General features: G+C 55.7%; 24 protein-coding genes and 1 other RNA gene. 14 read left to right on the top strand and 11 right to left on the bottom strand.

What is annotated here, in order from left to right; all coding sequences use genetic code 11:
• Positions 1 to 43 precede the first annotated feature (43 nt).
• The 6 genes from ccoG (at position 44) to hemN (ending at position 6911) form a co-directional block, all read left to right on the top strand.
• Positions 44 to 1459, top strand: coding sequence for a cytochrome c oxidase accessory protein CcoG (gene ccoG, locus ACJJU9_RS08580; protein ID WP_407730466.1), 1416 nt, complete (start codon positions 44 to 46; stop codon positions 1457 to 1459).
• Positions 1460 to 1471: 12 nt separating this feature from the next.
• A complete protein-coding gene (locus ACJJU9_RS08575) occupies positions 1472 to 2011 on the top strand; it encodes a FixH family protein (RefSeq protein WP_153338069.1) in 540 nt (179 codons plus the stop codon).
• 12 nt (positions 2012 to 2023) lie between these two features.
• Positions 2024 to 4474: a heavy metal translocating P-type ATPase gene (locus ACJJU9_RS08570; protein ID WP_407730465.1), complete on the top strand. Its 2451-nt coding sequence runs from the start codon at positions 2024 to 2026 to the stop codon at positions 4472 to 4474.
• A 20-nt stretch (positions 4475 to 4494) separates the two neighbouring features.
• Entirely contained in the window at positions 4495 to 4725 is a 231-nt protein-coding gene (gene ccoS / locus ACJJU9_RS08565) for a cbb3-type cytochrome oxidase assembly protein CcoS (RefSeq protein ID WP_407730464.1), read from the top strand.
• Complete coding sequence (locus tag ACJJU9_RS08560; RefSeq protein WP_153326634.1) at positions 4718 to 5401, top strand: sulfite exporter TauE/SafE family protein; 684 nt, start codon at positions 4718 to 4720, stop codon at positions 5399 to 5401. The genes ccoS and ACJJU9_RS08560 overlap by 8 nt, the downstream gene beginning before the upstream one ends.
• A gap of 127 nt (positions 5402 to 5528) precedes the next feature.
• Positions 5529 to 6911, top strand: a complete 1383-nt coding sequence (gene hemN, locus ACJJU9_RS08555) for an oxygen-independent coproporphyrinogen III oxidase (protein WP_048389984.1) — start codon at positions 5529 to 5531, stop codon at positions 6909 to 6911.
• Positions 6912 to 6921: 10 nt separating this feature from the next.
• Here the strand turns inward: hemN and ACJJU9_RS08550 are convergent, their stop codons facing one another.
• Positions 6922 to 7392, bottom strand: a complete 471-nt coding sequence (locus ACJJU9_RS08550; RefSeq protein WP_407730463.1) for a hypothetical protein — start codon at positions 7390 to 7392, stop codon at positions 6922 to 6924.
• A 168-nt stretch (positions 7393 to 7560) separates the two neighbouring features.
• Between ACJJU9_RS08550 and fnr the strand changes: the two genes are divergently transcribed.
• On the top strand, positions 7561 to 8295 hold the full coding sequence (gene fnr / locus ACJJU9_RS08545) for a fumarate/nitrate reduction transcriptional regulator Fnr (RefSeq protein WP_048368819.1): 735 nt from the start codon (positions 7561 to 7563) through the stop codon (positions 8293 to 8295).
• A 57-nt stretch (positions 8296 to 8352) separates the two neighbouring features.
• Positions 8353 to 8895 carry an adenine phosphoribosyltransferase gene (locus ACJJU9_RS08540; protein ID WP_048389980.1) on the top strand — a complete coding sequence of 181 codons (543 nt, stop codon included), beginning with the start codon at positions 8353 to 8355 and terminating at the stop codon, positions 8893 to 8895.
• A 164-nt stretch (positions 8896 to 9059) separates the two neighbouring features.
• On the opposite strand, the gene recR is transcribed toward ACJJU9_RS08540, so the two are convergent.
• From recR to dnaX, 3 genes are all read right to left on the bottom strand, one after another.
• A complete protein-coding gene (gene recR / locus ACJJU9_RS08535) occupies positions 9060 to 9662 on the bottom strand; it encodes a recombination mediator RecR (RefSeq protein WP_407730462.1) in 603 nt (200 codons plus the stop codon).
• Between the two features lie 117 nt (positions 9663 to 9779).
• Positions 9780 to 10118 (bottom strand): YbaB/EbfC family nucleoid-associated protein, encoded by a 339-nt coding sequence (locus ACJJU9_RS08530; RefSeq protein WP_048368816.1) that lies wholly within the window; start codon positions 10116 to 10118, stop codon positions 9780 to 9782.
• A 76-nt stretch (positions 10119 to 10194) separates the two neighbouring features.
• Positions 10195 to 12267 (bottom strand): DNA polymerase III subunit gamma/tau, encoded by a 2073-nt coding sequence (dnaX, locus tag ACJJU9_RS08525; RefSeq protein ID WP_407730461.1) that lies wholly within the window; start codon positions 12265 to 12267, stop codon positions 10195 to 10197.
• 457 nt (positions 12268 to 12724) lie between these two features.
• On the opposite strand from dnaX, the gene ACJJU9_RS08520 reads away from it, so the two are divergent.
• A complete protein-coding gene (locus ACJJU9_RS08520) occupies positions 12725 to 14023 on the top strand; it encodes a site-specific integrase (RefSeq protein WP_407730460.1) in 1299 nt (432 codons plus the stop codon).
• A gap of 561 nt (positions 14024 to 14584) precedes the next feature.
• A complete protein-coding gene (locus ACJJU9_RS08515; protein ID WP_407730459.1) occupies positions 14585 to 16069 on the top strand; it encodes a hypothetical protein in 1485 nt (494 codons plus the stop codon).
• Between the two features lie 479 nt (positions 16070 to 16548).
• Here the strand turns inward: ACJJU9_RS08515 and ACJJU9_RS08510 are convergent, their stop codons facing one another.
• Positions 16549 to 16743 carry a hypothetical protein gene (locus ACJJU9_RS08510; RefSeq protein WP_407730458.1) on the bottom strand — a complete coding sequence of 65 codons (195 nt, stop codon included), beginning with the start codon at positions 16741 to 16743 and terminating at the stop codon, positions 16549 to 16551.
• A 120-nt stretch (positions 16744 to 16863) separates the two neighbouring features.
• On the opposite strand from ACJJU9_RS08510, the gene ACJJU9_RS08505 reads away from it, so the two are divergent.
• On the top strand, positions 16864 to 17091 hold the full coding sequence (locus ACJJU9_RS08505) for a helix-turn-helix domain-containing protein (protein ID WP_407730457.1): 228 nt from the start codon (positions 16864 to 16866) through the stop codon (positions 17089 to 17091).
• A 189-nt stretch (positions 17092 to 17280) separates the two neighbouring features.
• On the opposite strand, the gene ACJJU9_RS08500 is transcribed toward ACJJU9_RS08505, so the two are convergent.
• Both ACJJU9_RS08500 and ACJJU9_RS08495 read right to left on the bottom strand, forming a co-directional pair.
• Positions 17281 to 17607 (bottom strand): hypothetical protein, encoded by a 327-nt coding sequence (locus ACJJU9_RS08500; protein WP_407730456.1) that lies wholly within the window; start codon positions 17605 to 17607, stop codon positions 17281 to 17283.
• Between the two features lie 117 nt (positions 17608 to 17724).
• Positions 17725 to 18657, bottom strand: a complete 933-nt coding sequence (locus tag ACJJU9_RS08495; protein ID WP_253499817.1) for an FRG domain-containing protein — start codon at positions 18655 to 18657, stop codon at positions 17725 to 17727.
• 160 nt (positions 18658 to 18817) lie between these two features.
• On the opposite strand from ACJJU9_RS08495, the gene ACJJU9_RS08490 reads away from it, so the two are divergent.
• Positions 18818 to 19033: a hypothetical protein gene (locus ACJJU9_RS08490; RefSeq protein WP_407730455.1), complete on the top strand. Its 216-nt coding sequence runs from the start codon at positions 18818 to 18820 to the stop codon at positions 19031 to 19033.
• A gap of 133 nt (positions 19034 to 19166) precedes the next feature.
• The gene (locus ACJJU9_RS08485) at positions 19167 to 19793 is read left to right on the top strand and encodes a recombinase family protein (protein WP_407730454.1); all 627 of its coding nucleotides are present in this window, start codon (positions 19167 to 19169) and stop codon (positions 19791 to 19793) included.
• Between the two features lie 450 nt (positions 19794 to 20243).
• On the opposite strand, the gene ACJJU9_RS08480 is transcribed toward ACJJU9_RS08485, so the two are convergent.
• Positions 20244 to 20699, bottom strand: coding sequence for a hypothetical protein (locus ACJJU9_RS08480; protein WP_407730453.1), 456 nt, complete (start codon positions 20697 to 20699; stop codon positions 20244 to 20246).
• Between the two features lie 82 nt (positions 20700 to 20781).
• On the opposite strand from ACJJU9_RS08480, the gene ACJJU9_RS08475 reads away from it, so the two are divergent.
• Complete coding sequence (locus ACJJU9_RS08475) at positions 20782 to 21471, top strand: hypothetical protein (RefSeq protein ID WP_407730452.1); 690 nt, start codon at positions 20782 to 20784, stop codon at positions 21469 to 21471.
• A gap of 323 nt (positions 21472 to 21794) precedes the next feature.
• Here the strand turns inward: ACJJU9_RS08475 and ffs are convergent.
• The 3 genes from ffs to zipA form a co-directional block, all read right to left on the bottom strand.
• Positions 21795 to 21891, bottom strand: an RNA gene (ffs, locus tag ACJJU9_RS08470) — signal recognition particle sRNA small type.
• A 239-nt stretch (positions 21892 to 22130) separates the two neighbouring features.
• On the bottom strand, positions 22131 to 24488 hold the full coding sequence (ligA, locus tag ACJJU9_RS08465) for an NAD-dependent DNA ligase LigA (RefSeq protein WP_407730451.1): 2358 nt from the start codon (positions 24486 to 24488) through the stop codon (positions 22131 to 22133).
• Positions 24489 to 24584: 96 nt separating this feature from the next.
• Entirely contained in the window at positions 24585 to 25460 is an 876-nt protein-coding gene (zipA, locus tag ACJJU9_RS08460) for a cell division protein ZipA (RefSeq protein WP_407730450.1), read from the bottom strand.
• Positions 25461 to 25611: the final 151 nt, after the last annotated feature.

The following is a 25611-nucleotide window of genomic DNA, read 5'->3' as shown; positions in this document are numbered from 1 at the left end:
GGCACGTACTGGCCGTGGCACTTCACTGCCGTGGTAAGCCCTTATGAGCGATAAGATCCCAGTCCAAAACGTCACGCCGCCTGCCTCTAAAAACACTGAAAGCATCGACCTTTACGCGGCGCGAGAAAAAATCTACACCCGCGCTTTCCACGGGTTTTTCCGCAATGTGCGCATGGTCGGTGGCGCCCTGCTGTTCTTGCTGTATTTCGGCACCGTCTGGCTCAATTGGGGCGGACATCAAGCCGTGTGGTGGAACCTGCCTGAACGCAAATTCTTTATTTTTGGCGCCACCTTCTGGCCACAGGATTTCATCCTGCTCTCGGGCCTGCTGATCGTTGCGGCCTTCGGCCTGTTTTTTATTACCGTGTACGCAGGCCGCGTATGGTGCGGTTACACCTGCCCGCAAAGCGTCTGGACCTGGGTGTTCATGTGGTGCGAAAAAATCACCGAAGGTGATCGCAACCAGCGCATCAAGCTCGACAAGGCACCGATGAGCGCCAACAAGTTTGTGCGCAAATTCAGCAAGCACACGCTGTGGCTGCTAATTGGATTTGTCACCGGCCTGACCTTTGTTGGCTACTTCGCCCCGATCCGCGAACTGGTGGTGGATTTCTTCACCGGCCAGGCCGATGGCTGGGCTTACTTCTGGGTAGGCTTTTTCACCCTCGCCACGTACGGCAACGCGGGTTGGCTGCGTGAGCAAGTGTGCATTTACATGTGCCCGTACGCGCGTTTCCAGAGCGTGATGTTCGACAAGGACACGCTGATTGTTTCGTACGATCCACGTCGTGGCGAAGTGCGCGGCCCGCGCAAAAAAGACAGCGACTACAAGGCACAGGGCCTCGGTGACTGTATCGACTGCACGATGTGCGTTCAGGTCTGCCCCACCGGCATCGACATTCGTGACGGCTTGCAGATTGAATGCATTGGCTGCGCAGCCTGTATCGATGCCTGCGACGACATCATGGACAAGATGCACTACCCGCGCGGCTTGATCAGCTACACCACTGAGCACAACCTGTCAGGCCAGAAAACCCACACCCTGCGCCCGCGCCTGATTGGCTATGCCCTAGTGCTACTGACCATGATGGGCCTGCTGGCGGCTGCTTTCTTCACGCGCTCGCTGGTGGGCTTTGACGTCAGCAAAGACCGCGTGCTGTATCGCGAAAATGCCGAGGGCCGGATCGAAAACGTGTACAGCCTGAAGATCATGAACAAGGACCAGCGCGACCATACCTACGTGCTGCAAGCCAGCGGTTTGCCGGACTTGCAGCTGCAAGGCAAACGCGAAATCAGCGTCACGGCAGGCGATATTGTCAGCCTGCCGGTCGAGTTGTCGGTTGACCCGGAACAACTGCCGTCCAGCACCAACGAGGTGTATTTCATTCTTCAAGATGCCGACAACAACGACATCACTGTTAAAGCCAAGAGCCGATTCATCGGCCCTCATATTCGTTAAGAGAAACTGTCCATGCCCGCAGCAAACGCCTACAGCCCTTGGTACAAACACATTTGGCCATGGATCATCATTGCCATTCTCACCTGCTCGGTGACGCTTACCTTGTCGATGGTGACCATTGCGGTGAAGAACCCGGACAACCTGGTTAACGACAATTACTACGAGGCGGGCAAGGGCATAAACCGCTCGCTGGACCGCGAACTGCTGGGGCAAGCCTTGCAACTGAAGGCCAAGCTGCGACTGGACGAGTTGACCGGCGAAGTGGTGCTGCTGCTCGAAGGTAACAGCCAGCCGAAAACCCTGGAGCTGAACCTGATTTCGCCGACCCAGCCTGAAAAGGACCGCGGCCTTATCCTGATCCAAAGCCCGTCAGCGCCTGGACGCTACACCGGCCAACTGGATGACAAGGTGGAAGGTCGGCGTTTTGTGGAGTTGTTGGGAGTGGAAGATGGCAAGACCTGGCGCCTGTTTGAAGAAGAACTGGTCGACCATGACAAAGACCTGATGCTGGGCGACGAGCCGATTCCAGGCGCGGAAGGCCACAAGCAGTAAAAGGTATACCCCATGACCACTCCCACGCCTTGCTACCACTGCGCCCTGCCCGTTCCGCCCGGCAGCCGCTTTACCGCCGATGTTCTGGGCCAGAGCCGTGAATTCTGCTGCCCGGGCTGTCAGGCGGTGGCGCAGGCCATCGTGGCCGGCGGGCTGGATCACTACTATCAGCACCGCAGCGAGGCCTCGGCCAACCCCCAGGCGTTACCGGTGCAGCTGGCCGAAGAGCTGGCCCTGTATGACCGCCCCGATGTGCAAAAACCGTTTGTTCGCCATGAGGGTGAGCAGGCTGAAACCACACTGCTGATCGAGGGCATCAGTTGCGCCGCCTGTGGCTGGCTGATCGAGAAACACCTGCTGCACCTGCCCGCCATCAGTGAGGCGCGGCTGAACTTGTCCAACCACCGCTTGCACATCCGCTGGGCAGACAGCCAGTTGCCCTTGAGTGACGTGTTGAGCGAGTTGCGCCATATCGGCTACGCCGCCCACCCGTATCAAGCCGATAAAGCGGCAGAACAATTGGCCAGCGAAAACCGCCTGGCCTTGCGCCAGTTGGGAGTGGCCGGCCTGCTGTGGTTTCAGGCGATGATGGCAACCATGGCCACCTGGCCCGAATTCAATATCGACCTCAGCCCCGAGATGCACACCATCCTGCGCTGGGTCGCGCTGTTTCTGACCACTCCCATCGTGTTTTACAGCTGCGCGCCGTTTTTCAAAGGCGCAATGCGTGACCTGCGCACTCGCCACCTGACCATGGATGTCTCGGTATCGCTGGCCATTGGCGGTGCCTATGTGGCCGGTATCTGGACCGCGATCACCGGCGATGGCGAGCTGTATTTCGATGCAGTCGGCATGTTTGCCCTGTTCTTGCTGGCCGGGCGCTACCTGGAGCGCCGCGCCCGCGAACGCACGGCGGCGGCCACCGCGCAACTGGTCAACGTGTTACCCGCTTCGTGCTTGCGCCTGGGCGAAGACGGTCAAAGCGAACGCATTCTGCTGAACGAGCTGAAGGTCGCTGACAAGGTACTGGTCCACCCCGGCGCGGTGCTCCCGGCCGACGGCAAGATTCTTGACGGCCAATCGAGCATTGATGAGTCCTTGCTGACCGGCGAGTACCTGCCGCAGCCGCGCACCGTGGGCGATGCGGTGACCGCTGGGACCTTGAACGTCGAGGGCGCACTGACGGTGCAGGTGCTGGCTCTGGGCCAGGACACGCGCCTGTCGGCCATCGTGCGTTTATTGGAGCGCGCCCAAAGCGAAAAGCCGCGGCTGGCCGAAATTGCCGACAAGGCTGCGCAATGGTTCCTGCTGTTCTCTTTGATTGCGGCAGTAGCGATTGGCCTGCTGTGGTGGCAGCTCGACCCGTCGCGCGCGTTCTGGATCGTGCTGGCGATGCTGGTGGCGACCTGCCCTTGCGCGCTGTCGCTGGCCACCCCGACCGCCTTGACCGCCGCCACCGGCACCCTGCACAAACTGGGCTTGCTGCTTACCCGCGGCCATGTGCTCGAAGGGCTGAATCAAATCGACACGGTGATTTTCGACAAAACCGGCACCCTGACCGAAGGCCGCCTCGCATTACGTGCCATTCGCCCGCTGCGCGATTTGGACCCTGACCAGTGCCTGGCCCTGGCTGCCGCGCTCGAAAACCGCTCTGAGCACCCGATTGCCCGCGCCTTTGGCCGCGCCCCGCACGCCGCCGAAGATGTGCAGAGTACGCCGGGGCTGGGCCTTGAGGGCGTGGTGGGCGAGCAACGCTTGCGCATCGGTCAGCCAGGCTTTGTCTGCGCGCTCAGCCACTGCGCAACTGCGGACATGCCGGATGAACCCGGCCAATGGTTGCTGCTGGGGGACACCAAAGGCGCGCTGGCCTGGCTGGTACTCGACGACCGCCTGCGCACTGACGCTGCGGCACTGGTCGCCGCGTGCAAGGCGCGCGGCTGGCATACGCTGCTGTTGTCTGGTGACAGCTCGCCAATGGTTGCCAGTGTGGCTGCAGAGTTGAACATTGACGAGGCCAGGGCCGGCATGCGCCCGGACGACAAACTGCGGGTGCTGCAAGACCTGCACGCTCAAGGGCGCAAAGTGTTGATGCTGGGTGACGGGGTCAATGACGTGCCGGTGCTGGCGGCGGCCGACATCAGCGTGGCGATGGGCTCGGCCACCGATCTGGCCAAGACCAGTGCCGATGCGGTGCTTCTGTCCAATCGTCTGGACGCTTTGGTACAAGCGTTTAGTCTGGCCCGGCGAACCCGCCGGGTGATCATCGAAAACCTGCTGTGGGCCGGTTTGTACAATGGCCTTATGCTGCCTTTTGCGGCGTTGGGCTGGATCACACCGATCTGGGCCGCGATCGGCATGTCGATCAGTTCGCTGACTGTGGTGCTTAACGCCCTGCGTCTGACCCGCATGCCGCGTCAGACGCCTGCCCCGCCCACGTCAGACCTTCGCCCGCTACCGGCCTGAGCCGGTCGCCTGGAGCTTTTATGCCAGCGCTTTACATCATGATCCCCGCGGCGTTGCTGATTGTTGGCATCGCCATTTTTATCTTCTTCTGGGCCGTGGACAGCGGCCAGTACGACGATCTGGACAGCCCTGCGCACAGCATTCTGTTCGACGACCAAGACCCGCAACATACCGCTGCCGTGGAAGAGGCCAAAGGCTCTCACGGGCACGCTGTGAATAAATCCGATCAGCACGTGCCACCCCATGCTTGAGTTAGCCCCGCTACTGGTCTCGGCGTTCATATTGGGCGTACTGGGCGGCGGGCATTGCCTGGGCATGTGCGGCGGCCTGATGGGCGCGCTGACATTCGCCATTCCCAAAGAGCAACGCAGCCGACGCTTCAAGCTGTTACTGGCCTACAACTTAGGGCGAATTCTCAGCTATGCCACGGCGGGTTTGCTGCTGGGATTGGCAGGCTGGGCGGTCGCCAACAGCCCGGCCGCCATGCTGATGCGGATACTGGCCGGGGTGTTGCTGATCATGATGGGCGCGTACCTGGCAGGCTGGTGGAGCGGCCTGACCCGCATCGAAAGCCTGGGGCGCGGGCTGTGGCGGCATATCCAGCCGCTGGCAAGCCGCCTGTTGCCGGTATCGAGCCTGCCCCGCGCCATGCTCTTGGGCGCCCTGTGGGGCTGGTTGCCGTGCGGATTGGTTTACAGCACTTTGATCTGGTCAGCCAGCCAGGGCAGCGCCCTGACCAGCGCTTTGCTGATGCTGGCTTTCGGCCTGGGAACATGGCCCGTGTTACTGGCCACGGGCCTTGCGGCTGAACGCATGACTGCCGTGCTGCGCAAGCGCAGCGTACGCATGGCCGGCGGGTTGCTGGTGATGCTGTTCGGCCTCTGGACCCTGCCCGGCCCGCATCAGCATTGGTTGATGGGGCATTGAACCGTTAGAGCCTGGCGAAGCTAACGCATGATCTGAGCCAGAGCTGGCGTTGATGCAAATCAAGGTGCGACAAATTCGCAGCCCCTAGACTCCTGAGCATTGTCAGCCATCCCAGGGGAATGCCCGCATGCTCGACGCCATTCGTTGGGACTCCGATTTAATTCGTCGTTACGACCTCGCCGGACCGCGCTACACCTCGTACCCCACGGCGATGCAGTTTCATGATCAGATCAGTCCATTCGACTTTCTGCACGCCCTGCGCGACAGCCGCAAAGCCATGCGCCCGCTGTCGCTGTATGTGCACGTGCCGTTTTGCGCCAATATTTGCTACTACTGCGCCTGCAACAAAGTCATCACCAAAGACCGTGGCCGCGCCCAGCCGTACTTGAAACGCCTGGAACAGGAAATCAGTCTGGTCGCCTGCCACCTCGACCCCAGGCAAAAAGTTGAGCAGTTGCATTTTGGCGGCGGTACACCGACGTTTTTAAGCCACGACGAACTGCGCCAGCTAATGGGCCACCTGCGCGAGCACTTCAATTTGCTGGACGATGACTCCGGCGATTACGGCATCGAAATCGACCCACGTGAAGCCGACTGGTCGACCATGGGCTTGTTGCGCGAACTGGGCTTTAACCGCGTGAGTATCGGCCTGCAAGACCTCGACCCCGCCGTGCAACGAGCGGTCAACCGCCTGCAAAGCCTGGAAGAGACCCGCGCGGTGATTGATGCGGCGCGTACCTTGCAATTTCGTTCGATCAACATCGACCTGATCTACGGCTTGCCCAAGCAAACCCCGATGGCTTTCGCGCGCACCGTTGAGGAAGTGATCAGCCTGCAGCCGGATCGTTTGTCGGTGTTTAACTACGCGCACTTGCCGGAGCGCTTCAAACCGCAACGACGGATTAATACCAGTGATTTGCCTTCGCCTGCCGACAAACTGCAGATGCTCGAACACACCATCGAGCAACTGACTGGCGCGGGCTATCGCTATATCGGCATGGACCACTTCGCCTTGCCCGACGATGAGCTGGCGATTGCCCAGGAAGAGTCCACCTTGCAGCGCAACTTTCAGGGTTACACCACCCACGGCCATTGCGATCTGATCGGCCTGGGCGTGTCAGCCATCAGCCAGATCGGCGAGCTGTACTGCCAGAACAACAGCGACATTGCCCTTTACCAGCACACGCTGGCCAGCGAGCAACTGGCGACCAGCCGTGGCTTGCTGTGCAATCAGGACGACCGGATTCGCCGCGAAGTCATCCAGCAGATCATCTGCAATTTGCACCTGCCGTTCGCGCGCATCGAACAGGCCTTCAACATCGATTTCAGGGGCTATTTTTCTGCGCAATGGCCTGAGCTGGAGGCGATGGCGGCCGATGGCCTGATTGCACTGAACAACGAGCAACTGACGGTCCTGCCCGCAGGGCGGTTGCTGGTGCGCTCGGTGTGCATGGCGTTCGACGCGTATCTGGCACAGCAGCCCCGGCAACGATTTTCGCGGGTGATCTAAACCCGCGTCATCACTTCATGGCCAGGGACGCGGCTTTGACGATGCTCTCACTGCTCGCCCCGGACTCTTGCAACGCCTTGTTCAAGCTGTTGTTGGCCGAGGTCAACGATGCGTTCAAACCGGCCACTTCGGCCTGCAACGCCATCGACTGAGTCCGGGCTTGTTCCGGGCTCAGGCTGCGGTTGGTCATGATCGCTTGCAGCTTGGCCATTTGTTCAGCGATCTTCTTTTTGATAGCGCGGATCATCTTCAGAATGCTCTGAATGTTCTCCGGCAAACCACTGTCTTCAATATCGCTGTTTTCATTCTTGCTAGCGCTGGCCGCCTTCAGGGCTGCCCCGGAGATCGTCACCTTGACCCCTTCAGCCGGTGGCGGCGCCTCTTCTTTATCGGCCTTGGCCCCCTTGTTGGCTGTGGCCCCCTCTTGGGTGTTTTTGGCAGGTTCAATACTGGGTGGTATGCCAGTTTGACCAAACGTCATTGCACCTATCGACGACATGAATTCGCTCACAATGGATATCAATTACCACGCTATCGACCGTGCGTTTTGCAACTTGAGGCCGACTCGCGACCCGGTGCGCCCTAGCCTCACCCATCGTGCTGAGTTACCCTTGCATCTTATGTGTGTTTTCCCACAAGGATTGAAGAAATGTCCGAGCCAGTAAAACTGCGCGCTCATAACCAGGCTCACTGCAAGGATTGCAGTCTTGCCCCTCTCTGTTTACCACTTTCGTTGAATTTGGAAGACATGGATGCGTTAGAGGAAATCGTCAAGCGCGGTCGGCCACTGAAGAAAGGCGAGTTTCTGTTTCGCCAGGGTGACACCTTTGGTTCGGTCTACGCCGTACGTTCTGGAGCACTCAAAACATTCAGCCTGAGTGACAGCGGCGAAGAACAAATTACCGGCTTTCACTTGCCGAGCGAATTGGTCGGCCTGTCAGGCATGGACACTGAAACATATCCTGTTTCGGCTCAGGCACTGGAAACCACCCCTGTTTGCGAAATCCCTTTCGAGCGTCTGGACGAACTATCTGTACAACTGCCGCAATTGCGCCGGCAGTTAATGCGCATCATGAGCCGCGAAATTCGCGACGATCAGCAAATGATGTTGCTGCTGTCGAAAAAGACCGCCGATGAGCGTATCGCCACCTTCCTCGTCAATCTGTCTGCGCGCTTCCGTGCCCGTGGCTTCTCGGCCAACCAGTTCCGCCTGAGCATGTCGCGCAACGAGATCGGCAACTACCTGGGCCTGGCCGTTGAAACCGTCTCCCGGGTGTTTACCCGCCTGCAAGAAAATCAGTTGATCACCGCAGAAGGCAAAGAAGTACACATTCTTGACCCGATCAAGCTGTGCGCTCTGGCCGGTGGTTCGCTAGAAGCCTAAGTAGAGCGTATGAGGGGTATACTGGCGGCTCCGAAGCCCGCCAGGACACCCACCCCCATGGTCAACGACTTCTGCCTCAAATCCCTGATCCGTCCGGTGCTTGATTTCCCCAAGCCCGGCGTGATCTTTCGTGACATCACCCCGCTCTACCAGTCGCCCCGCGCCATGCGCGTGATCGCCGACGCCTTTATCGAGCGTTACGTCGAAGTGGATTTCAGCCATATCGGCGCCATGGATGCCCGTGGCTTTCTGATCGGCTCAGTGCTTGCGCATCAACTTAACAAACCGCTGATTCTGTTTCGCAAGCAAGGCAAGTTGCCCGCTGACGTATTGGCTGAAGGCTACCAGACGGAATACGGCGAAGCGCTTCTGGAGGTGCATGCAGACAGTTTGTGCGAAGGCGATTCGCTGCTGCTGGTCGACGACTTGATCGCCACGGGCGGGACGCTGGTGGCGGCGGTGAACCTGGTACGCCGCATGGGCGCGCAGGTGTTTGAAGCGGCATCGATTATTGACTTGCCCGAATTGGGCGGCTCAAGGCGCTTGCAGGAAGTGGGTGTGCCGACGTTTTGCCTGACTGAGTTTTCGTTGACTGAATAAATCAAGAACCCTCACCCTAGCCCTCTCCCGGAGGGAGAAGGAACTGATCGGGGGATACTTTAGATTTTCTGCTATCTAAATGCCTTGCGCTGAACCTGAGAACACCTCGGTAAAGCCCCCTCTCCCTCCGGGAGAGGGTTGGGGTGAGGGCGGCGTTTAAAACGTCACAAAGCGATCGGTTTACGCCCGGCAAACGAATGCGCCAGGGTGCCGCCGTCGACCAGTTCCAGCTCACCACCCAGCGGGACGCCGTGGGCGATGCGTGACGCGATCAGGCCTTTGCTGCTCAGCAACTGGGCAATGTAGTGCGCAGTGGCTTCACCTTCCACAGTCGGATTGGTCGCCAGGATCACTTCCTTAAAAGTGCCCTGTTCGGCAATGCGCGTCATCAGTTGCGGAATCCCGATGGCCTCAGGCCCAAGGCCATCCAGGGGCGACAAATGCCCCTTGAGCACAAAATAACGTCCGCGATAGCCAGTCTGTTCAATGGCGTAGACGTCCATCGGCCCTTCCACCACGCAAAGCAAGGCGTCATCGCGGCGCACGTCGGCGCACTGCGGGCACAAATCATCTTCGGTCAGGGTTCTGCACTGGCGGCAATGACCCACACCGTCCATCGCCTGACTCAAGGCCAGCGCCAAACGCGAACCGCCACTGCGATCACGCTCGAGCAGTTGCAGGGCCATGCGCTGTGCGGTCTTTTGGCCGACACCCGGCAACGTGCGCAAGGCATCGATCAGTTGGCGAATAAGGGGGCTGAAGCTCATAGAGAAAGGTCCGACAAAACAACGAGAGGCGGTTTATACCCGTGGTCCGGGCCAGCGTCAAATGCCAACCGGCAGGCAAAAAAATGCCGGGCGCTGGGCCCGGCATTATCAAGCGCCTTAGAACGGCAGCTTCATGCCCGGTGGCAGTTGCATGCCAGCGGTTACGCCGGACATTTTGTCCTGGCTGTTGGCTTCGATCTTGCGCACGGCGTCGTTGACTGCAGCGGCGAACAAGTCTTCCAGCACTTCGCGGTCATCTTCGCTCACGCCTTCAAGCAGGCTTGGGTCAATGTTCACACGCTTGAGGTCGTGACGGCCGGTCATGACCACCGTCACCATGTCGCCACCGGCCTTACCGGTGACTTCAGCGTTGGCCAGTTCTTCCTGCATCTTGGCCATTTTTTCCTGCATCTGCTGCGCCTGCTTCATCAGGCCGGCCATGCCACCTTTCATCATGGGAATCACCTCAAACGTTATTTGCACAATGCACCCGCAGTCACAACGACTGCGGGCTGTCAGTATCTAGCCGGTGTTACGAGGCCTGCGCCTCAACAACATCGACAGGTTGAATCGTATCGTCACGCACGGCTGCGCCGAACTGTTCAATCATTTGCTGGACCAACGGGTCTGCGTAGATGGACTCTTCGGCCAGGCGCTGACGCTCTGCACGCAAGCGCGAAGCGGCCTGGGCCGGGGTTTCCTGCTCAGGCTTGACCAGCTCAATGGTCACTTTGAGTGTGCGCTGATGGAACTGGTTCAACGCATCATTCAAGCGGCGCTGCTGGGTCGAGTTAAACAGGGCGCTATGGGCCGGGTCCAGGTGCAACAGCCAGTCATCGCCATCAACCGCAATCAAGGTGCAGTTGGCGCCAATACTGGCTGTCATTCCTGATACCGGTAATTGGGGGAACATGTTCAGCCATTCAAGGGCCAGGCCCGTGGCAGGCATGGCTGCCGGTAACGGCTCGGGCTCAGGTTGCGGCTCGACGGCATGTTCGCTGGCCAACTCGTCCAGGTAACTATAGGCCGCAGAATCCATGTCCGGCTCAATGTAGTCTTCGTCCAGCGGCGGCTCGTCGTCGCGGTCCATCCCTGAGAGCGCGGTGTCGACCTGCTCGGGCGTTGGCTCGTGAACAGGTGCGGCAACCCACTCCGGCGCGTCCGGCACCACGCTGTCCGGGGTCGGTAGCGGCATGGGCGGCAAATCCGGCTGCTCACTGACAGTCTCGAGTACAGGCTCTGGCGTGATCTCGTCCTCGATGACCGGCGCCGGGCGCTCATTCCAGGGCAAGTCGATTTCGGCTGCTGGCGGTGCTTCAGGAGCCACCACAGGGACCACCCGCTCAGGCTCAGGAGCCACAACTTCAGGCACCGGCGCAGCCACTGCCAACGGAGCGGGTTCTGCGCGCGGTGTAACGGCCGGCGCAACAGCCGTCAAGCCCGCCACGGTGTTGGCGGAATCAACTGTGGCCTGGCTGATCCCCACTGGCTTTAGCGGCTGACTCGGCGCATCGCCGGTGTCCGCCGGGCGGAAGGCCAGCATTCGCAGCAAGACCATTTCAAAGCCGCCACGCGGGTCTGGCGCCAACGGCAGATCGCGCCGGCCGATCAGGCCCATCTGGTAATAAAACTGTACGTCTTCGGCAGGCATCGCTTGCGCCAACGCCAGCACCCGGTCGCGGTCGCCGTGACCGTTGTCGACGCCTTCCGGCAACGCCTGGGCAATCGCCACGCGGTGGAAAACGTTAAGGATCTCTGAGAGCACACCATTCCAGTCCGGGCCCTGCTCGGCCAAGTGCCGCACAGCCTCCAGCAGTGCCCGTGCATCGCCCTTGATCAAAGCGTGCAACAGATCAAATACCTGGCCGTGATCCAGCGTGCCGAGCATCGCCCGCACATCCGTCGCCAACACTTTGCCCTCACCGAAGGCAATCGCCTGGTCGGTCAGGCTCATGGCGTCACGCATCGAACCATCTGCGGCACGGCCCAGCAGCCACAGTGCATCGTCTTCGAACGGCACGTTCTCGACACTCAACACATGGGTCAAATGCTCGACAACGCGCTCGGGGGTCATGTTTTTAAGCGAGAACTGCAGGCAGCGAGACAGAATCGTCGCCGGCAGCTTTTGCGGATCGGTGGTCGCCAAAATGAATTTGACGTAGGGCGGCGGCTCTTCGAGGGTTTTCAACAGCGCATTGAAGGAATGGCTGGAAAGCATGTGCACTTCGTCGATCAGATAGACCTTGAAGCGCCCACGGCTTGGAGCGTACTGCACGTTGTCGAGCAGCTCTCGCGTGTCCTCGACCTTGGTCCGGCTCGCGGCGTCGATCTCGATCAGGTCGACAAAACGCCCCTCATCGATCTCGCGGCACACCGAACACGTCCCACACGGCGTCGAGGTGATACCTGTTTCACAGTTCAGGCATTTGGCGATGATCCGCGCAATGGTGGTCTTGCCGACGCCGCGCGTACCGGTAAACAGATAGGCGTGGTGCAGGCGCTGACTGTCCAGAGCGTTGATCAGAGCCTTGAGCACATGGGTCTGGCCGACCATTTCGCGGAACGAGCGCGGACGCCATTTACGTGCAAGAACCTGATAACTCATTGATAACCGTCGCGTCTGAAAAGCGGAAGGGGCTAATGCTAGCGGAGCAGGGGCAAAATTGCATCCGGTGCGCGCTTTTAACTGCTCAGGCGCTCATGGCCGGGCATTTCAATGCAGACATGAAAATACGTCGACCAAGCATTCAGCCGTCGAGATTTATAGAGGAGAAGATTTTGTTTTGGACTAAAAACCCTGCGAATTGAGGATTCTTAAAATGGAGGCAACCCCACCAGCCACACCCCGGCACACAATGTTCCCGCTGTGGCTGCTGCCTTCCGGCTCTGACCAGGCGGCATGCAAGCATGCTCGGGTAATCGTTGCAGCCCACAAGGGGTAAGGGTTTAAGGCTTTTGAGGTTGCTTCCAAGCACCCGTACCGACACACCGTACGGGGAGTCATAAATCTGGGGTGCAGTCAGCATTGTTCCACTCGACTGTTCCACTTTGGTGTTCCACTTATGGCCTACATCGTCCGCCGCAACTCCGTTTACTACATGAATCTGCGGCTGCCCAAGCACCTATTCCCTAATCGGCACACCCTACGCTTCAGCCTCAACCTGCGTGAGCGTCAGTCCGCGTTATTCACTGCAAGCCACATTGCTCAGAAGGTGCACGAGCATTTACTTGAACACCCTCTAGCAGACCTTCAGGCGCTCCGTACGCTGTGTACTAGGTGGCTAGACGCTACGCCCGCACCAGCAATCCAATCTGTCGTACGGAGCCCCTCAGCCATTTCACCCAAGCAAGTAAGCGCCAGCACCAGCCCTACCCTTGGCACCTTATCCAAGAAATATATAGAGGAAGGCAAACGTGGTGGCACATGGCGTGAGGTCAGCACGCACGAGGTGGAACGCTCACTGCGAGACTTGTTTGAGTTGATGGGCGACATGCCAATTGCTGCATTCGATGTACATCAAGCACGCCTGCTGAAAGATCGACTGAGCCGTTGCCCGCAATACTTCGGACTACGACCTGAGTTCAAAGGCAAGACGCTACTACAGGTGGTCGAGTCTGGTAGCACCTACAAAGCTGTCACAGCAGTAACGGTTAACAACCGTCTGCGTAAACTTTCAGCCTTTCTCAACTGGTGCAAAGCCAACGGGTACATTCAAGATAATCCCTTGACCGGACTCAAGATGATGACTGGCTCTGCGAAGGAAGCACGGCTGTCACTTGATAAACATGATCTGACAGCACTTCTAGATTTCGACGAACTTAAAACACTGTCCCTTAAACATCCGTGGCGGTACTGGATACCACTGCTGGGTCGCTACACAGGTGCAAGGCTGGAGGAGTTATGTCAGCTACGAATTGATGACTTCATCCAGCAGCAGGAACTTCAATGCATACGAATCGATGACAGCACTGAAGGCCAGAACCTGAAAAACTCCAGTAGCCGTCGCCTTTTGCCTCTCCACCGTGCCCTGGTAGAACATGGCCTACTGCTGCATGTGGAGTTGATCAAGGCGAGTGGATCAGATCGGCTATTCCCAGAACTTGAGCCTGTAAGGGGGAAGCTAGGGCATGCCGTGTCTAAATGGTTCGGACGCTATAAGACGAAACGGGGAATCACTGACCCGAAGAAGACCTTCCACTCATTTCGACATACCCTGATCGATGAACTTCGGGATGCTGGCGTACAAGACTCGCTGATCAAACGAATCGTTGGCCATGAGGATAGTGCTGTGACATTCGGGGTCTACGGTAGCAGGACGCCTTTAAGAGCAATGATGGAGGCTTTACAACACATAACCTGATCAGCCCACAACGCAATGTGAGCGGGTGACTGAAGAAGTTTCAGCACCCCATCAAGAACACGCTCAACCCCCATGTCAAGTGACTCGATCGGAGTTTCCGCGATAGTTTCTGATGAATTAAAACCTATCGAAAACCCATAAAAAACCCCTGTAAAACACCCCCTTTTATCTTCATATCCCAATCAACCATTTCCGCACAGCCAGTGTTTATGGGGCCTAAGGAGCCTACGAACCAAGCAAAGAGTGCATTCCGTACCGGAAATCAGTTTCTGCAGACTCGTACTGAAATTGACGAACAGAAGAATGCGTTAGAAAGACACAAGACAAATTTCACAGATCAAAACTTCGCCACTACGCGAACAGAAGACATTGACAAGAGCAGTACAAAAGTGCATTATCTTTTTCTGTCCAGACAGACAGACCGACACCTCGAAGAGCCTCACGCGAACACTGTTACTACAGCGTTTTAGATGGGGCTTTTTTGTGGACGGTATTTAACCAACTCAACCGGCAATACCCGAGGTAACGCCAATGACATGAACTTGAATAGGAGAAATTAAGATGACCAGTATCGTCCAGAATAAAGTAATCCACACCGCAGTTTCCGCTCCAGGAGCGGGCAAGACTCAGGCACTCATTAGCCAGATTTCGTCCCTGCTTTCTGCGGGACACTCCATCGTTATCGCACTACCTACCCTCAATCTCACTGATAGCTTTGTCGACCGCTTGCCTGCTGGCATGTCTTACTGCGCCATCAACTCCAACACCTGTGATCACGTTGGCTCGGAACTGGTAACAGCTCTGAAGAGAAAAACAAGCCACCTGATAATCACGACACATCAGAGCATCTTCGCGGTAGGGGCCGATATGCTTGAGGGGTGGATGCTAGTCATTGACGAGTTACCGCCCGTGGTTGATTTTCCAGCCTTCCTATTCGAGCCGTCAGAGCTCGCCCAACTGCTCGTGAATGCAGTGGAGCAGGATGGACGCCTTCACATTCGGGAAGGCTGTGCCGATGCAATTGCAACATCATTGGCGACTTTCAAGGCGGTATCTGCTGGAGCTGAACGCACGTCGATGCTGAGCAAAGAAGGGGCTCGCATCTATGAATGTTTGCTGGATGGGCATCCGGTTTTTATTGATTCGGCGATTCCCAATGGGGACAGGTATGTTCGATCAGTTGTTGAGTCCAGTTGCTGGGATACTTTCGCCGCTGCAGAAGAGGTGCACGTACTTGCGGCCAGTGTAATTGGTAGCCAGTTCGACGACTTTGCTCAAGTGCATGAATTCACATACGCAAGGTCAGAATTCACGCCAGCATTTGACGGCTATACATCCGCTGTCACGATTTATCCTGTCATGCCAGAGGGGCGAAAATTCAGCAAAACTACTATGACCATGGTTGCTCATGACGGCAGCACTATGGACCAGCACAAGCAGGGACAAGCTCTGGTGATTGACGAAGTTCTGAAGATCGTTCTCCCGCGAGCCAATGGAACTCCCTTGCTGTTCAGTAACAACTGGGCAGTCTTCAGATGGCTGCCAAGGGATGACGTGCATCGCTGTTCAATTGACAGTCGAGGCTTGAACGAGTATCAGGCCGAAACTGATGCAATTCTTCTGTTTGGTGGAAATCCATCGCCATCCGATCAGCTTGGACTGGAGTTTCTGGCAACTAAATATGGTCGTGTATTTCTCCAAGGATTTATCATCACTAGATTGCTGGAACCTAGCTTGCAGGCAGCAACTCGGACAGCCGTACGAGACAGAAGTAATACAAAGCCGATACAGCTGTTTGTGCAGGATGGGCGAGTGGCTGATTATCTTACCGCCACCTATATGCCACATGCTGTGATCGATTGGAGCTTGTCTGTAATATGTCCATTGGGGGAGGATCGTAGAAAGACTGTGGACGTACGTAGAGTTCAAGTCTGCGAGTTGTTTGTACAAGGCAAGAAGAATGCTGAAATTTCTCGCCTGACTGGTGTGCATCGAAACACACTATCAAGCTGGAGAGAGGACTGGCGAGCAGGCCAAGCAGCTTAAGTTAAAACCAGTTGCACATCGCAACCCTAGCTTTAGTTTGCAAGGTAAAAAATGCACATTGATCCTAAGAGCCTTACTAGGAAAGGTGTGCAGTTTTAATAAAATCAGTCGTATCGTCCCGATTCTGGATCAGCACTCCAGTAAATTAATATAGTATCAACATCCAAGCTCTTGATCTGCTTCCACCGAAGGTGATGTGTATAACTGTCAGCATCCGCTAACGAAGGAGCACTGAATACTTCCGCATTCATTTTTGCACCAACAAAGAAGAGCAAGATCAAAAGCGAAGAGCTGATGAAGAGCTGATTTTGTGTAAATCTCATTTAATTATTAGAGTACATCCGAAGAAAAGTCGGCGGTCACGCCGTAGCTGAGTACAGTTGAAGCTCACGCTTTCGATGCGAACACTTTGGCTCAAACACACTTCAGCGAAGCTGGCAGGGTCTCATGCTCAAAGCTCCGCTTTACGTGTGCAGCAGTTAGCGCAAGTAGAAGTACAGAAACACCACTACCAGAATCACAAAGATCACTCGCCCTTGAAGCACATCAGAGTTCAATTGGTCATTCTTGATTTGTTGGTAAGTGCCGGCATCACTCAAGCCTTGCGTCTTATAGAGCATGATCTGATTGATCTGTTTGTCGATTTTATTGTTGTGAGCGTCATTGCTCCGCATGGTGATTCCCCACACCAACGGTGGGCTTCATTTATTTGGATGTGATATTCACAGTATATTGTGAAGACCCGCCGATGCTCAACCATGACAGTGCCCGCTCACTAGCGTGGAGGGATTGCATTGGAGATCGGGGTAGCCTTTGGGCGTGTACTGCGACAGAAAAGACAGGAAGCGAGCCTGACCCAAGAACAGTTAGCACTGGAAGCAGATGTGCAACGCAACTACGTCAGTCTGATCGAAAGGGGCGTCAATCAGCCTACGATTGCAATCCTATTCAAGTTAGCCGGTGCGTTGAAGTGCAGCCCATACACGCTGATTCTCTTGGTGGAGAAGGAGTTGGGGAGATAGGCGGGGATTTCCTATGATGGCTAGGTTACTAACGGGCAACACCAAAATCAGCGAAACATGGGCATTCAACGGGATTCCATTTGATACCCACAAACACACTGGTGTTACTCCGGGAAGTGGTGTATCTGGTTTACCTACTGCTTAAAATCCGGTGGTGTTTAGTCACCGGATTCTTACAGGATTAGCTAATCAAAACAGGTTTTCAACGTAAGCCTTCAGCTCGCCATTACGTTTTTCAACTACGCGGCTAATGACTGCGCCGTTACCTATTTGGGCGACGTAGTAAATTTTATCCAGCTTTAGGTTTTTATAAGCATCTAGGAGCGGCCTAGCAATATCATTCCTAATATTGGTTAGAGTCTGCTCATCGAGACTTGTATACTTACTGAAATCTTGCAACCAGACGGTATCAACATTTTGTGCCTTTCTCCAACCAGCGTCTTCCAAGGCGCTATAGAACTCAGGTCGGTTATCCTTTGCATTTGTGAGGTCCAGCGACAGCATTACCTTGATCATATGATGCATCCTTTCTCATTGTAGCCTGACTAACCGCGAAGTGCGGTGTGATCAAGGTATGGGGGCAGGATACTGGCTTTTCAATGGCTATCAGCCATTATCGTGTTTTTTTTGCTATCAATGGAAGTCTGGATCATGGTCGAAGCTATCAGCGTTGTATTCGTCTATTGCTGACTGTGTATGCCTGACTCCAATCTCGACATTACCCCAGTCTTTAACCATCTTTGCGACACCGTGGAATCCGGGGAAGAGGGTTGAGCCATCAATTCCCATCTTTGAACACAACTCCAACAAGTCCGGTGCTTCACTTAATGGTAGCGTCATTTTGATAAGCGGAGCATAGCCACTCGTTATGTCGTATATCTCTTGAACGTCCTCAAGTGCATCAGTCGTGTATGTATCGTCTACACTGTAATCCTTCGCGTGGTGAGCAGTGAACAAACCAGACTGAGCCGCTTGATTCTGGCTTGTGCCTCCCGGTGGTCGAATGATCTTCACCGTTTTCCAGAAAGGAGCAGAAGTTGTTTCCAGCGCCCACACAGCAATCTTTGGCATCCCCATAAAGTCAATCTCAAAGCTCGCTGATGCTGCGGCGAAGTAACATGCAACAAAGCTTCGATCAGTCCAGTCTAGAAGGCGGGTTGGCACTTCATAGTGCTGAGCTATCGCCATGATTTGGTGCATTTCTTGCTGAGGCCATGGTCTGTGTCCACTCATGAACGAGTGTTGAGCAGTTAGCAACCTGTCTCTAATCTGTTCTGTATATCCGGGCACAATCAATCCAGACCGGTCACAGCCATCTAAGAATTTCTTCAGAATGTCTAGTTCAAAGCGGACTTGGCCTGAACTTGATTTGTCGAACATTCTTCGAGGGGAGCCGTACCCAAATGACCCCTCGCCATTACGGCATACAGAAGGGGTTAGCTTGTATTCGTCGCTTGGCTGGCCCCTGAAGACGTATTTGCCGTTTTTCCAAACTTCATTAAGAGGTGAAACGTAGTCAAGCAACTGACGTGCAGTATCAAAAGGCTTCTCAAAAACGTTTCCCATCACTCACCTTGCTTCGAATTGGTCATGCCTGAGTGTACTGGCCATTCGGCAATGCCACCAACCTCCCAGTGCTTAGGCTCCTGTTGGCATATCCGCACTACAGCCTCAGCCAGCCTCAAGTTGAACTACTATCCTTGCCACCCCTCAAGGATGACCACCCATGGCAGAAAACACAGATGTCCATATAGCTATAGCAGACGTTCTAACACTCCCGCTGCACAACCAGCACGCTCTGGCTTCTGCAATCGAAGAGGAGGCCCTATGGGCTAAAGCCAGTGGCTCAAGCGAAACCCACGAGAACGCCGTCACTGCATTGCAGACTCTCGATGCGAACGCGTCTGCTATCACCATTGGAATTCTCAAGCTCCGGCAATAACCACTATCAAAGCAGTAGACGTATCTGGTAGTGCGGTGGAGGTCAGCAAGAAGCTATCAGTAGACTATTGCTGAATGCTATATGATTCGATTATCATTTGACTATCAAATCCAATGATAAAGGATAGCCAGCCATGAATGCCCACTTATACCTCCGTGCATCGACCAAAGATCAAGACGCAAATCGTGCAAGAGTTGCTCTGGAATCGTTCGCTACCGAGAAGGATTTGAGCATCGTTGGCGTGTATGCCGAGAACATCAGTGGGACCAAGCTTAACCGCCCTGAGCTGCTCGCCTTGCTTGGCAAGGCCGAGAGTGGAGACGTGCTATTGGTTGAGTCCGTAGATCGCCTGAGCCGCCTCTCACAGGCCGACTGGGACACTCTTAAGGCCACTATCAAGGCAAAGGGATTGCGTCTGGTTGTAGCTGATCTGCCTACCAGTCATATGCTGGTTGAAGCAAAGGGAATCACTGGGCAAATCATGGATGTGATCAACAACATGTTGATTGATTTGATGGCCACCATGGCACGACTGGATCAAGAGAAGCGCGTGGAACGCATCAAACAGGGCTTGGAGAACAAAAAGGCTGCTGACCCTGAATGGAAGCCATCTGGTAAGGGAAGGAACGCTGCCAAATGGGCTGAGGTACAGTCGCTGATGCGGAAGCATCCAACCATGTCTGCTGATGAAATTGCCAAGCTGGCTGAGTGTGGTGTCGCCACGGTGTACAGGATCAAGAAAGAATCAACAGCGGCGTGATGGATGCTCGCCCCGTGTCTGTTGGCAAGATCAACAGATGCAGGGCAAACTGGGACTTATTTTCAAATCTTGGCGGCGCTCATTTGGCCACCTCGCACTTGGCTTAGCACCTCGGGCAAAACCACCAGAATTATTTTCCAAGCTCGAAAACCAAACAGCTATCGAAGTGCACCCAAAATTTTGGCGGGGAGCAGGGATATTTTCAACACGCCCTATACCCTCAACACGACTCGATCACCCGCCAAAGACCGTACGCTCTTCTATCAGTGAAATGCTGTACTCCCCGGAGGTCAGTGTTTGATGCAGTTCGGTTTCAGCAGTCGCAACCCACTCACCAGCATCCCGGCCACTGCAACCGCCCCAACCCATGCCTTCACGATGAATTCCTTGGTGTGTGTGTGTAGTGGCCCGCTGTTATCGGTGGCATTGAGACAGAAGTAGCGGTTTGGATCAGTCTAAAAGCTTTGGCTCTGACTCATGTCCGATCATTGGATTCTCGGCATCTGATTGCAACTGCTCTGCACGAGCCTGCGACTTCCACCCAATATCAACTATCTCTTTGATCCGATCCACAAATGGCTTGGCGCCCTCGCCCAGCTTGCCTAGAGCCACACCAGCATCCCCCATCAATTCGTAGAAGCGACTGATGTCGGACATTTTCTTGTGTAACTCCGATTGCATCTTCTCAAGGCGCTTGAGCATGCGTTGCTTGTGGCCTTCATCCAACTCGGTGTTTGCACTAACCATCTCACGCAACTCATTTATTAGCTGCTGGATACGCTTCAAGTCACCATCGGTAAACTCGTATCCAAATCCATTCGTCAAGGTAACGGCGAATTGCTTCTTCGAGCTATCAAGCCTGCTGGCGGAGGTTTGCCCGATCAGTTCGTGCTGTACATCCTGCAAAAACTTCCGCAGGTTGTCGCATACGCCTGCCGGGCAGCGACTCAGGCTAAACTGGATTACTACCACGTAAAAGGAAGTGAATATGAGTTCGGCATGGCACTTGGAGGCATTGAGGGCAGAGGTCAAAATTCGCCAACCACAGTCTAGCGAAAGGCTTGTCCAGATCATCAATTCTCTTGGTCGCTCGAGCGAGATATTTCACTATCACAAGTGTCTGGCCCGCGATGCTTTCGCCGCATTCAACACTGAAAACGATCCACACGGGGCAAAGTTTGAGGATCACATATATCTATGCCATGACGATGAAGGGGTCTTGCAGAAGGCCGACCTAGTCAGCCAAGCCAACCTGATTGCCTGTATCGCAACGACGCGGAACTCGTTTGACAGTTTTGGACAGCTGCTAAATGGACTATTACTGCCCGAGCCCCTCACGGGCATTTTCTACGTCTACAACGTCAGAGACAAACTTCGAGCTGGAGACCTCAAAAATCGGCTGAGCGACGCCCTCTCCTCAGACTGGTTCGGGTACATGAACGCTTTTATGAACGAGGTGAAGCATCATCGACTGATCGTTCACAGACCGTCGATTTCTTGGATAGATGACAACAGGGGCGGCAAGGTCGAGGGCTTCACGCACAAAGGAAAAGACTACCCGGCGTGCTGGGTTCGAGAGGCACTGGAGGGAGCCGTGGAGCTTCAGCATTCGCTACAGGAGTGCGGCGTACAGTTAAATCGCTTGTACTTAGGGGGAGGTGGATTTCGCAAAACCTGATCAGAACAGTAGTACAACTGAGTAGTACAACCCAAAAATAAAAACCCGTAACTCATCGAATTAAGGTGTATTTCTGGCCATAGCGGAGAGATAGGGATTTGAAGACTGCCGAGCGCCAAGACCACCATAGGCTTTCGCACCCATCACTCAGCCATAGCGAGCCAATGGCGATTCAACCTGAACGGCTTTAATGGCGAGAGGTGAATGATCGATGTAAGATCGCAAGCACAGTGCACCACTCAGGTGTACCTAAACACTGTCACACTTCGAGATTTTTGACGCGAAAATCCTTGTAGAATCAAGGACTTAGAGAATGGAGGCAACCCCACCAGCCACACCCCGGCACACAATGTTCCCGCTGTGGCTGCTGCCTTCCGGCTCTGACCAGGTTCACGGGTAATCGTTGCGGAGGGACCGATAGGGTCACCATAACAACATCCGCCTAGCAGCGAACGGCGCCATTGTACCTATCTGACGAAAACTTACAACCGCTGCTTCAAGAATAAAAAAATGAATGGGTTCAAGTACTTGGATTCGGGCATGTATTTGGCTCAGTAGTCGCTGCCGAAGGCTGCGATGAAGCTCGCGCAGGCTACGAAGCAACGGATTGCTTCGCAACCCTTCGCAGCCTCCGGCAGCGACTACAGGTTTTGCAGCCGTTACAGGCCAATACCCTGCTCTTTAAGGAACGCCACGAACGCTTCTTCATCCAGCACCTTGAGACCCAGCTCGTTGGCCTTGGTCAATTTGGACCCCGCTCCCGGCCCGGCTACGACGCAGTGGGTTTTGCCTGACACCGAGCCCGAGACTTTGGCGCCGAGGCTTTCCAACTTTTCTTTGGCGACGTCGCGGCTCATCAATTCCAGCGAGCCGGTCAGCACCCAGGTCTGCCCGGCCAGCGGCAAGCCTTCTACGGTTTTTTTCTCGCTCTGCCAGTGCATGCCGAAGTCGCGCAGTTGCGCTTCGACGTCCAGCGCCAGTCGCGCATTGTCCGGGTTGTCGAAGAAGTCGCGCACGGCCTTGGCTTGCTTTTCAGGCAAGGCCTGACGCATGTCCAGCCAATCGGCGTTGATCACGCGCTCAAGGGTGTCAAACTTGTCGGCCAGCTTCTGCGCCCCGCCCGGCCCAACAGACGGAATGTGCAGTTTGTCGATCAACCCGCCCAAGGTGGCGTTGGCGGCAAATTCAGCGCCCAACTCACCTTGATCCTGCAATTCCAGACCGCGCTCCAGCAATTGACCAATCACTTGGCGGTTGTGGTCATCGCTGAAGAAGCTGTGGATCTCGTGAGCCACTTCCAGGCCCACGTCCGGCAAGTACGTGAGCACTTGCGGCAACGCACGCTGAACGCGCTCCAGAGAGCCCAATGAGCGCGCCAAAACCTTGGCTGTCTCCTCGCCTACATCAGGAATACCCAATGCGTAGATAAATCGCGCCAGTGTCGGACGCTTGCTATCGGCAATGGCCGCCAACAAGTTGTTACTCGACAGTTCGGCAAAGCCTTCCAGGTCGACGATTTGCTCAAACGACAGGGTGTACAGATCGGCAGGCGAACTCACCAGACCTTCATCGACCAACTGCTCAACGCTCTTTTCACCCAGGCCTTCAATGTCCATCGCTCGCCGCGAGACAAAATGGATGATCGCCTGCTTCAATTGCGCACCACAGGCCAGCCGCCCGACGCAGCGGTACACCGCACCTTCGCTGACGGTTTCGCGGCCCTTGCTGCGCTTGATCAATTGCGTACGCTCAACGTGGGAGCCGCACACCGGGCAGTTTTGCGGGATGTGCACCGGGCGCGCATTGTCAGGCCGCCGGTCGAGTATCACTTGCACCACCTGCGGGATCACATCTCCGGCACGGCGAATGATCACGGTGTCGTGAATCATCAGACCCAAGCGTGCCACTTCGTCCATGTTGTGCAACGTGGCATTGGACACGGTCACGCCTGCCACTTTGACCGGCTTAAGGCGCGCAACCGGAGTGACCGCCCCCGTACGCCCGACCTGGAATTCAACATCCAGCAGTTCAGTCAGTTCTTCCATTGCCGGGAATTTATGGGCGATTGCCCAGCGCGGTTCACGGGCACGAAAACCCAGTTCGCGTTGCGAGGCCAGGCTGTTGACCTTGAACACCACGCCGTCGATTTCATACGCCAACGAGGCACGACGCTCACCAATGTCACGGTAGTAGTCCAGGCACTCGGCAATGCCTTTGGCCAGTTTCAACTCGTGACTGATGGGCATGCCCCACTGCTGCAACTGCTTGAGATTGCCAATGTGCGTATCGGCAAACTCTTCAGAAACTTGCCCCAACCCATAGCAGCAAAACTCCAGCGGACGGCTGGCGGTGATTTTCGAATCCAGCTGGCGCAGGCTGCCAGCCGCTGCGTTACGCGGGTTGGCAAAGGTCTTGCCACCCGCAGCAAGTTGGGCTTCATTGAGGCGGTCAAAACCCGCCTTGGACATAAACACCTCGCCGCGTACTTCCAACACCGCAGGCCAGCCGCTGCCCTGCAACTTGAGCGGGATATTTCGCACAGTGCGCACGTTGACGCTGATGTCTTCACCGGTGGTGCCATCACCGCGGGTGGCACCGCGCACCAGAACTCCATCCTGATACAGCAAGCTGACCGCCAGACCGTCGAGCTTTGGCTCGCAGCTGTATTCAACTTCTGCACCGCCGCCAAACAGGTCGCCAGCCGGTAAATCGAGCCCCTCGCTGACACGCCGATCAAATTCGCGCATATCGGTTTCATCAAACGCGTTGCCCAGGCTCAGCATGGGCACTTCGTGACGCACTTGAGTAAAGGCCGACAACGCCGCACTGCCCACGCGCTGGGTCGGCGAATCTGCCGTCACCAGTTCCGGGTGCTCCGCTTCCAGGGCTTTAAGCTCACGAAACAGCCGGTCGTACTCAGCGTCCGGGATGCTCGGCTCGTCGAGTACGTGGTAACGGTAGTTATGCTGATCCAGTTCAGCGCGCAGCTCTAGAATGCGGGTGTTGGCGGCGGTCATGGGACTTTTCTCTCACAAAGCAAATGAGCAGCCGAGGCTGCTCATGTGTTAATTCATAGTGCACTCAGCGGGAGCGATCACACGGCCCCCACGGCTTTAGCGTTTTTGAGTCAGGGCACGACGCTCAAATTCGACGATGCGCTGGCGGTAATGCTCAATAGTTTGAGCCGTCAACACGCTGCGCTGGTCGTCTTTGAGTTCGCCGTTGAGTTCCTGGGACAACTTGCGCGCTGCTGCCACCATCACATCAAACGCCTGCTTGGGATGACGTGGGCCTGGCAAGCCGAGGAAGAAGCTCACCGCTGGCGTGCTGAACAGATCGATGTCGTCCAGATCGAACACGCCCGGCTTCACGGCATTGGCCATGGAGAACAGGACTTCGCCGTTGCCGGCCATGCTTTCGTGACGGTGGAAAATATCCATCTCACCGAAACGCAAGCCGCTCTCAAGAATGTTTTGCAGCAGCGCCGGGCCTTTGAAACCTGCCGGGTCACGGCTGATAACACTGATGACCAGCACTTCTTCGGTTGCCGGTGCGGGCTCTTTGCTTTCTGCCGCAGCCACTGCTGGCGTCTGACGCCCGCGAGGCTTGGTTTCAACAGGGGCATCATCGTCACGCGCACTGAAGCTTGGACCGTCATCATCAAGATCGAGGTTGAGGTTCAAATCACCCTGGCTCGGCTCACTGGCGCGTTTACCGCGCTTGGAGGACCTCTCACGGGGCGGCATGCTCACCGATGGCAGGTCATGCTCATCGAGCTGCGGCTCTTTGTGATCCGGCGTATCCAGAACCCGTGACGGGCCTAACAGCTCGGCGCTGTTTTCCTCGTCGGGCACATTGGAAAAACTGCGGTCAAGACGAAACTTGAGCTTCCCTTTACCGCCACGCATACGACGCCAGCCGTCAAAAAGAATACCGGCGATGACCACTATGCCGATGACTATCAGCCACTCGCGCAGACCGATTTCCATGTAATCCCGTGCCCCTAAAAAAATGATTCTATGAAGAAGAGCCTAAAGCCCTTTAAAACGTGGCGCCAACTCTATGTTCTGAATGACGTTTTTCCACGTACAAAAAAATTAGACGCTAAATTAACACGACCAAAGATAACTTTACACCGTC

The sequence above is a fragment of the Pseudomonas helleri genome, from assembly GCF_045830615.1.
GTDB classification, from domain to species: Bacteria; Pseudomonadota; Gammaproteobacteria; order Pseudomonadales; family Pseudomonadaceae; genus Aquipseudomonas; species Aquipseudomonas helleri.
This window is presented reverse-complemented; position numbering and strand designations above follow the sequence as displayed.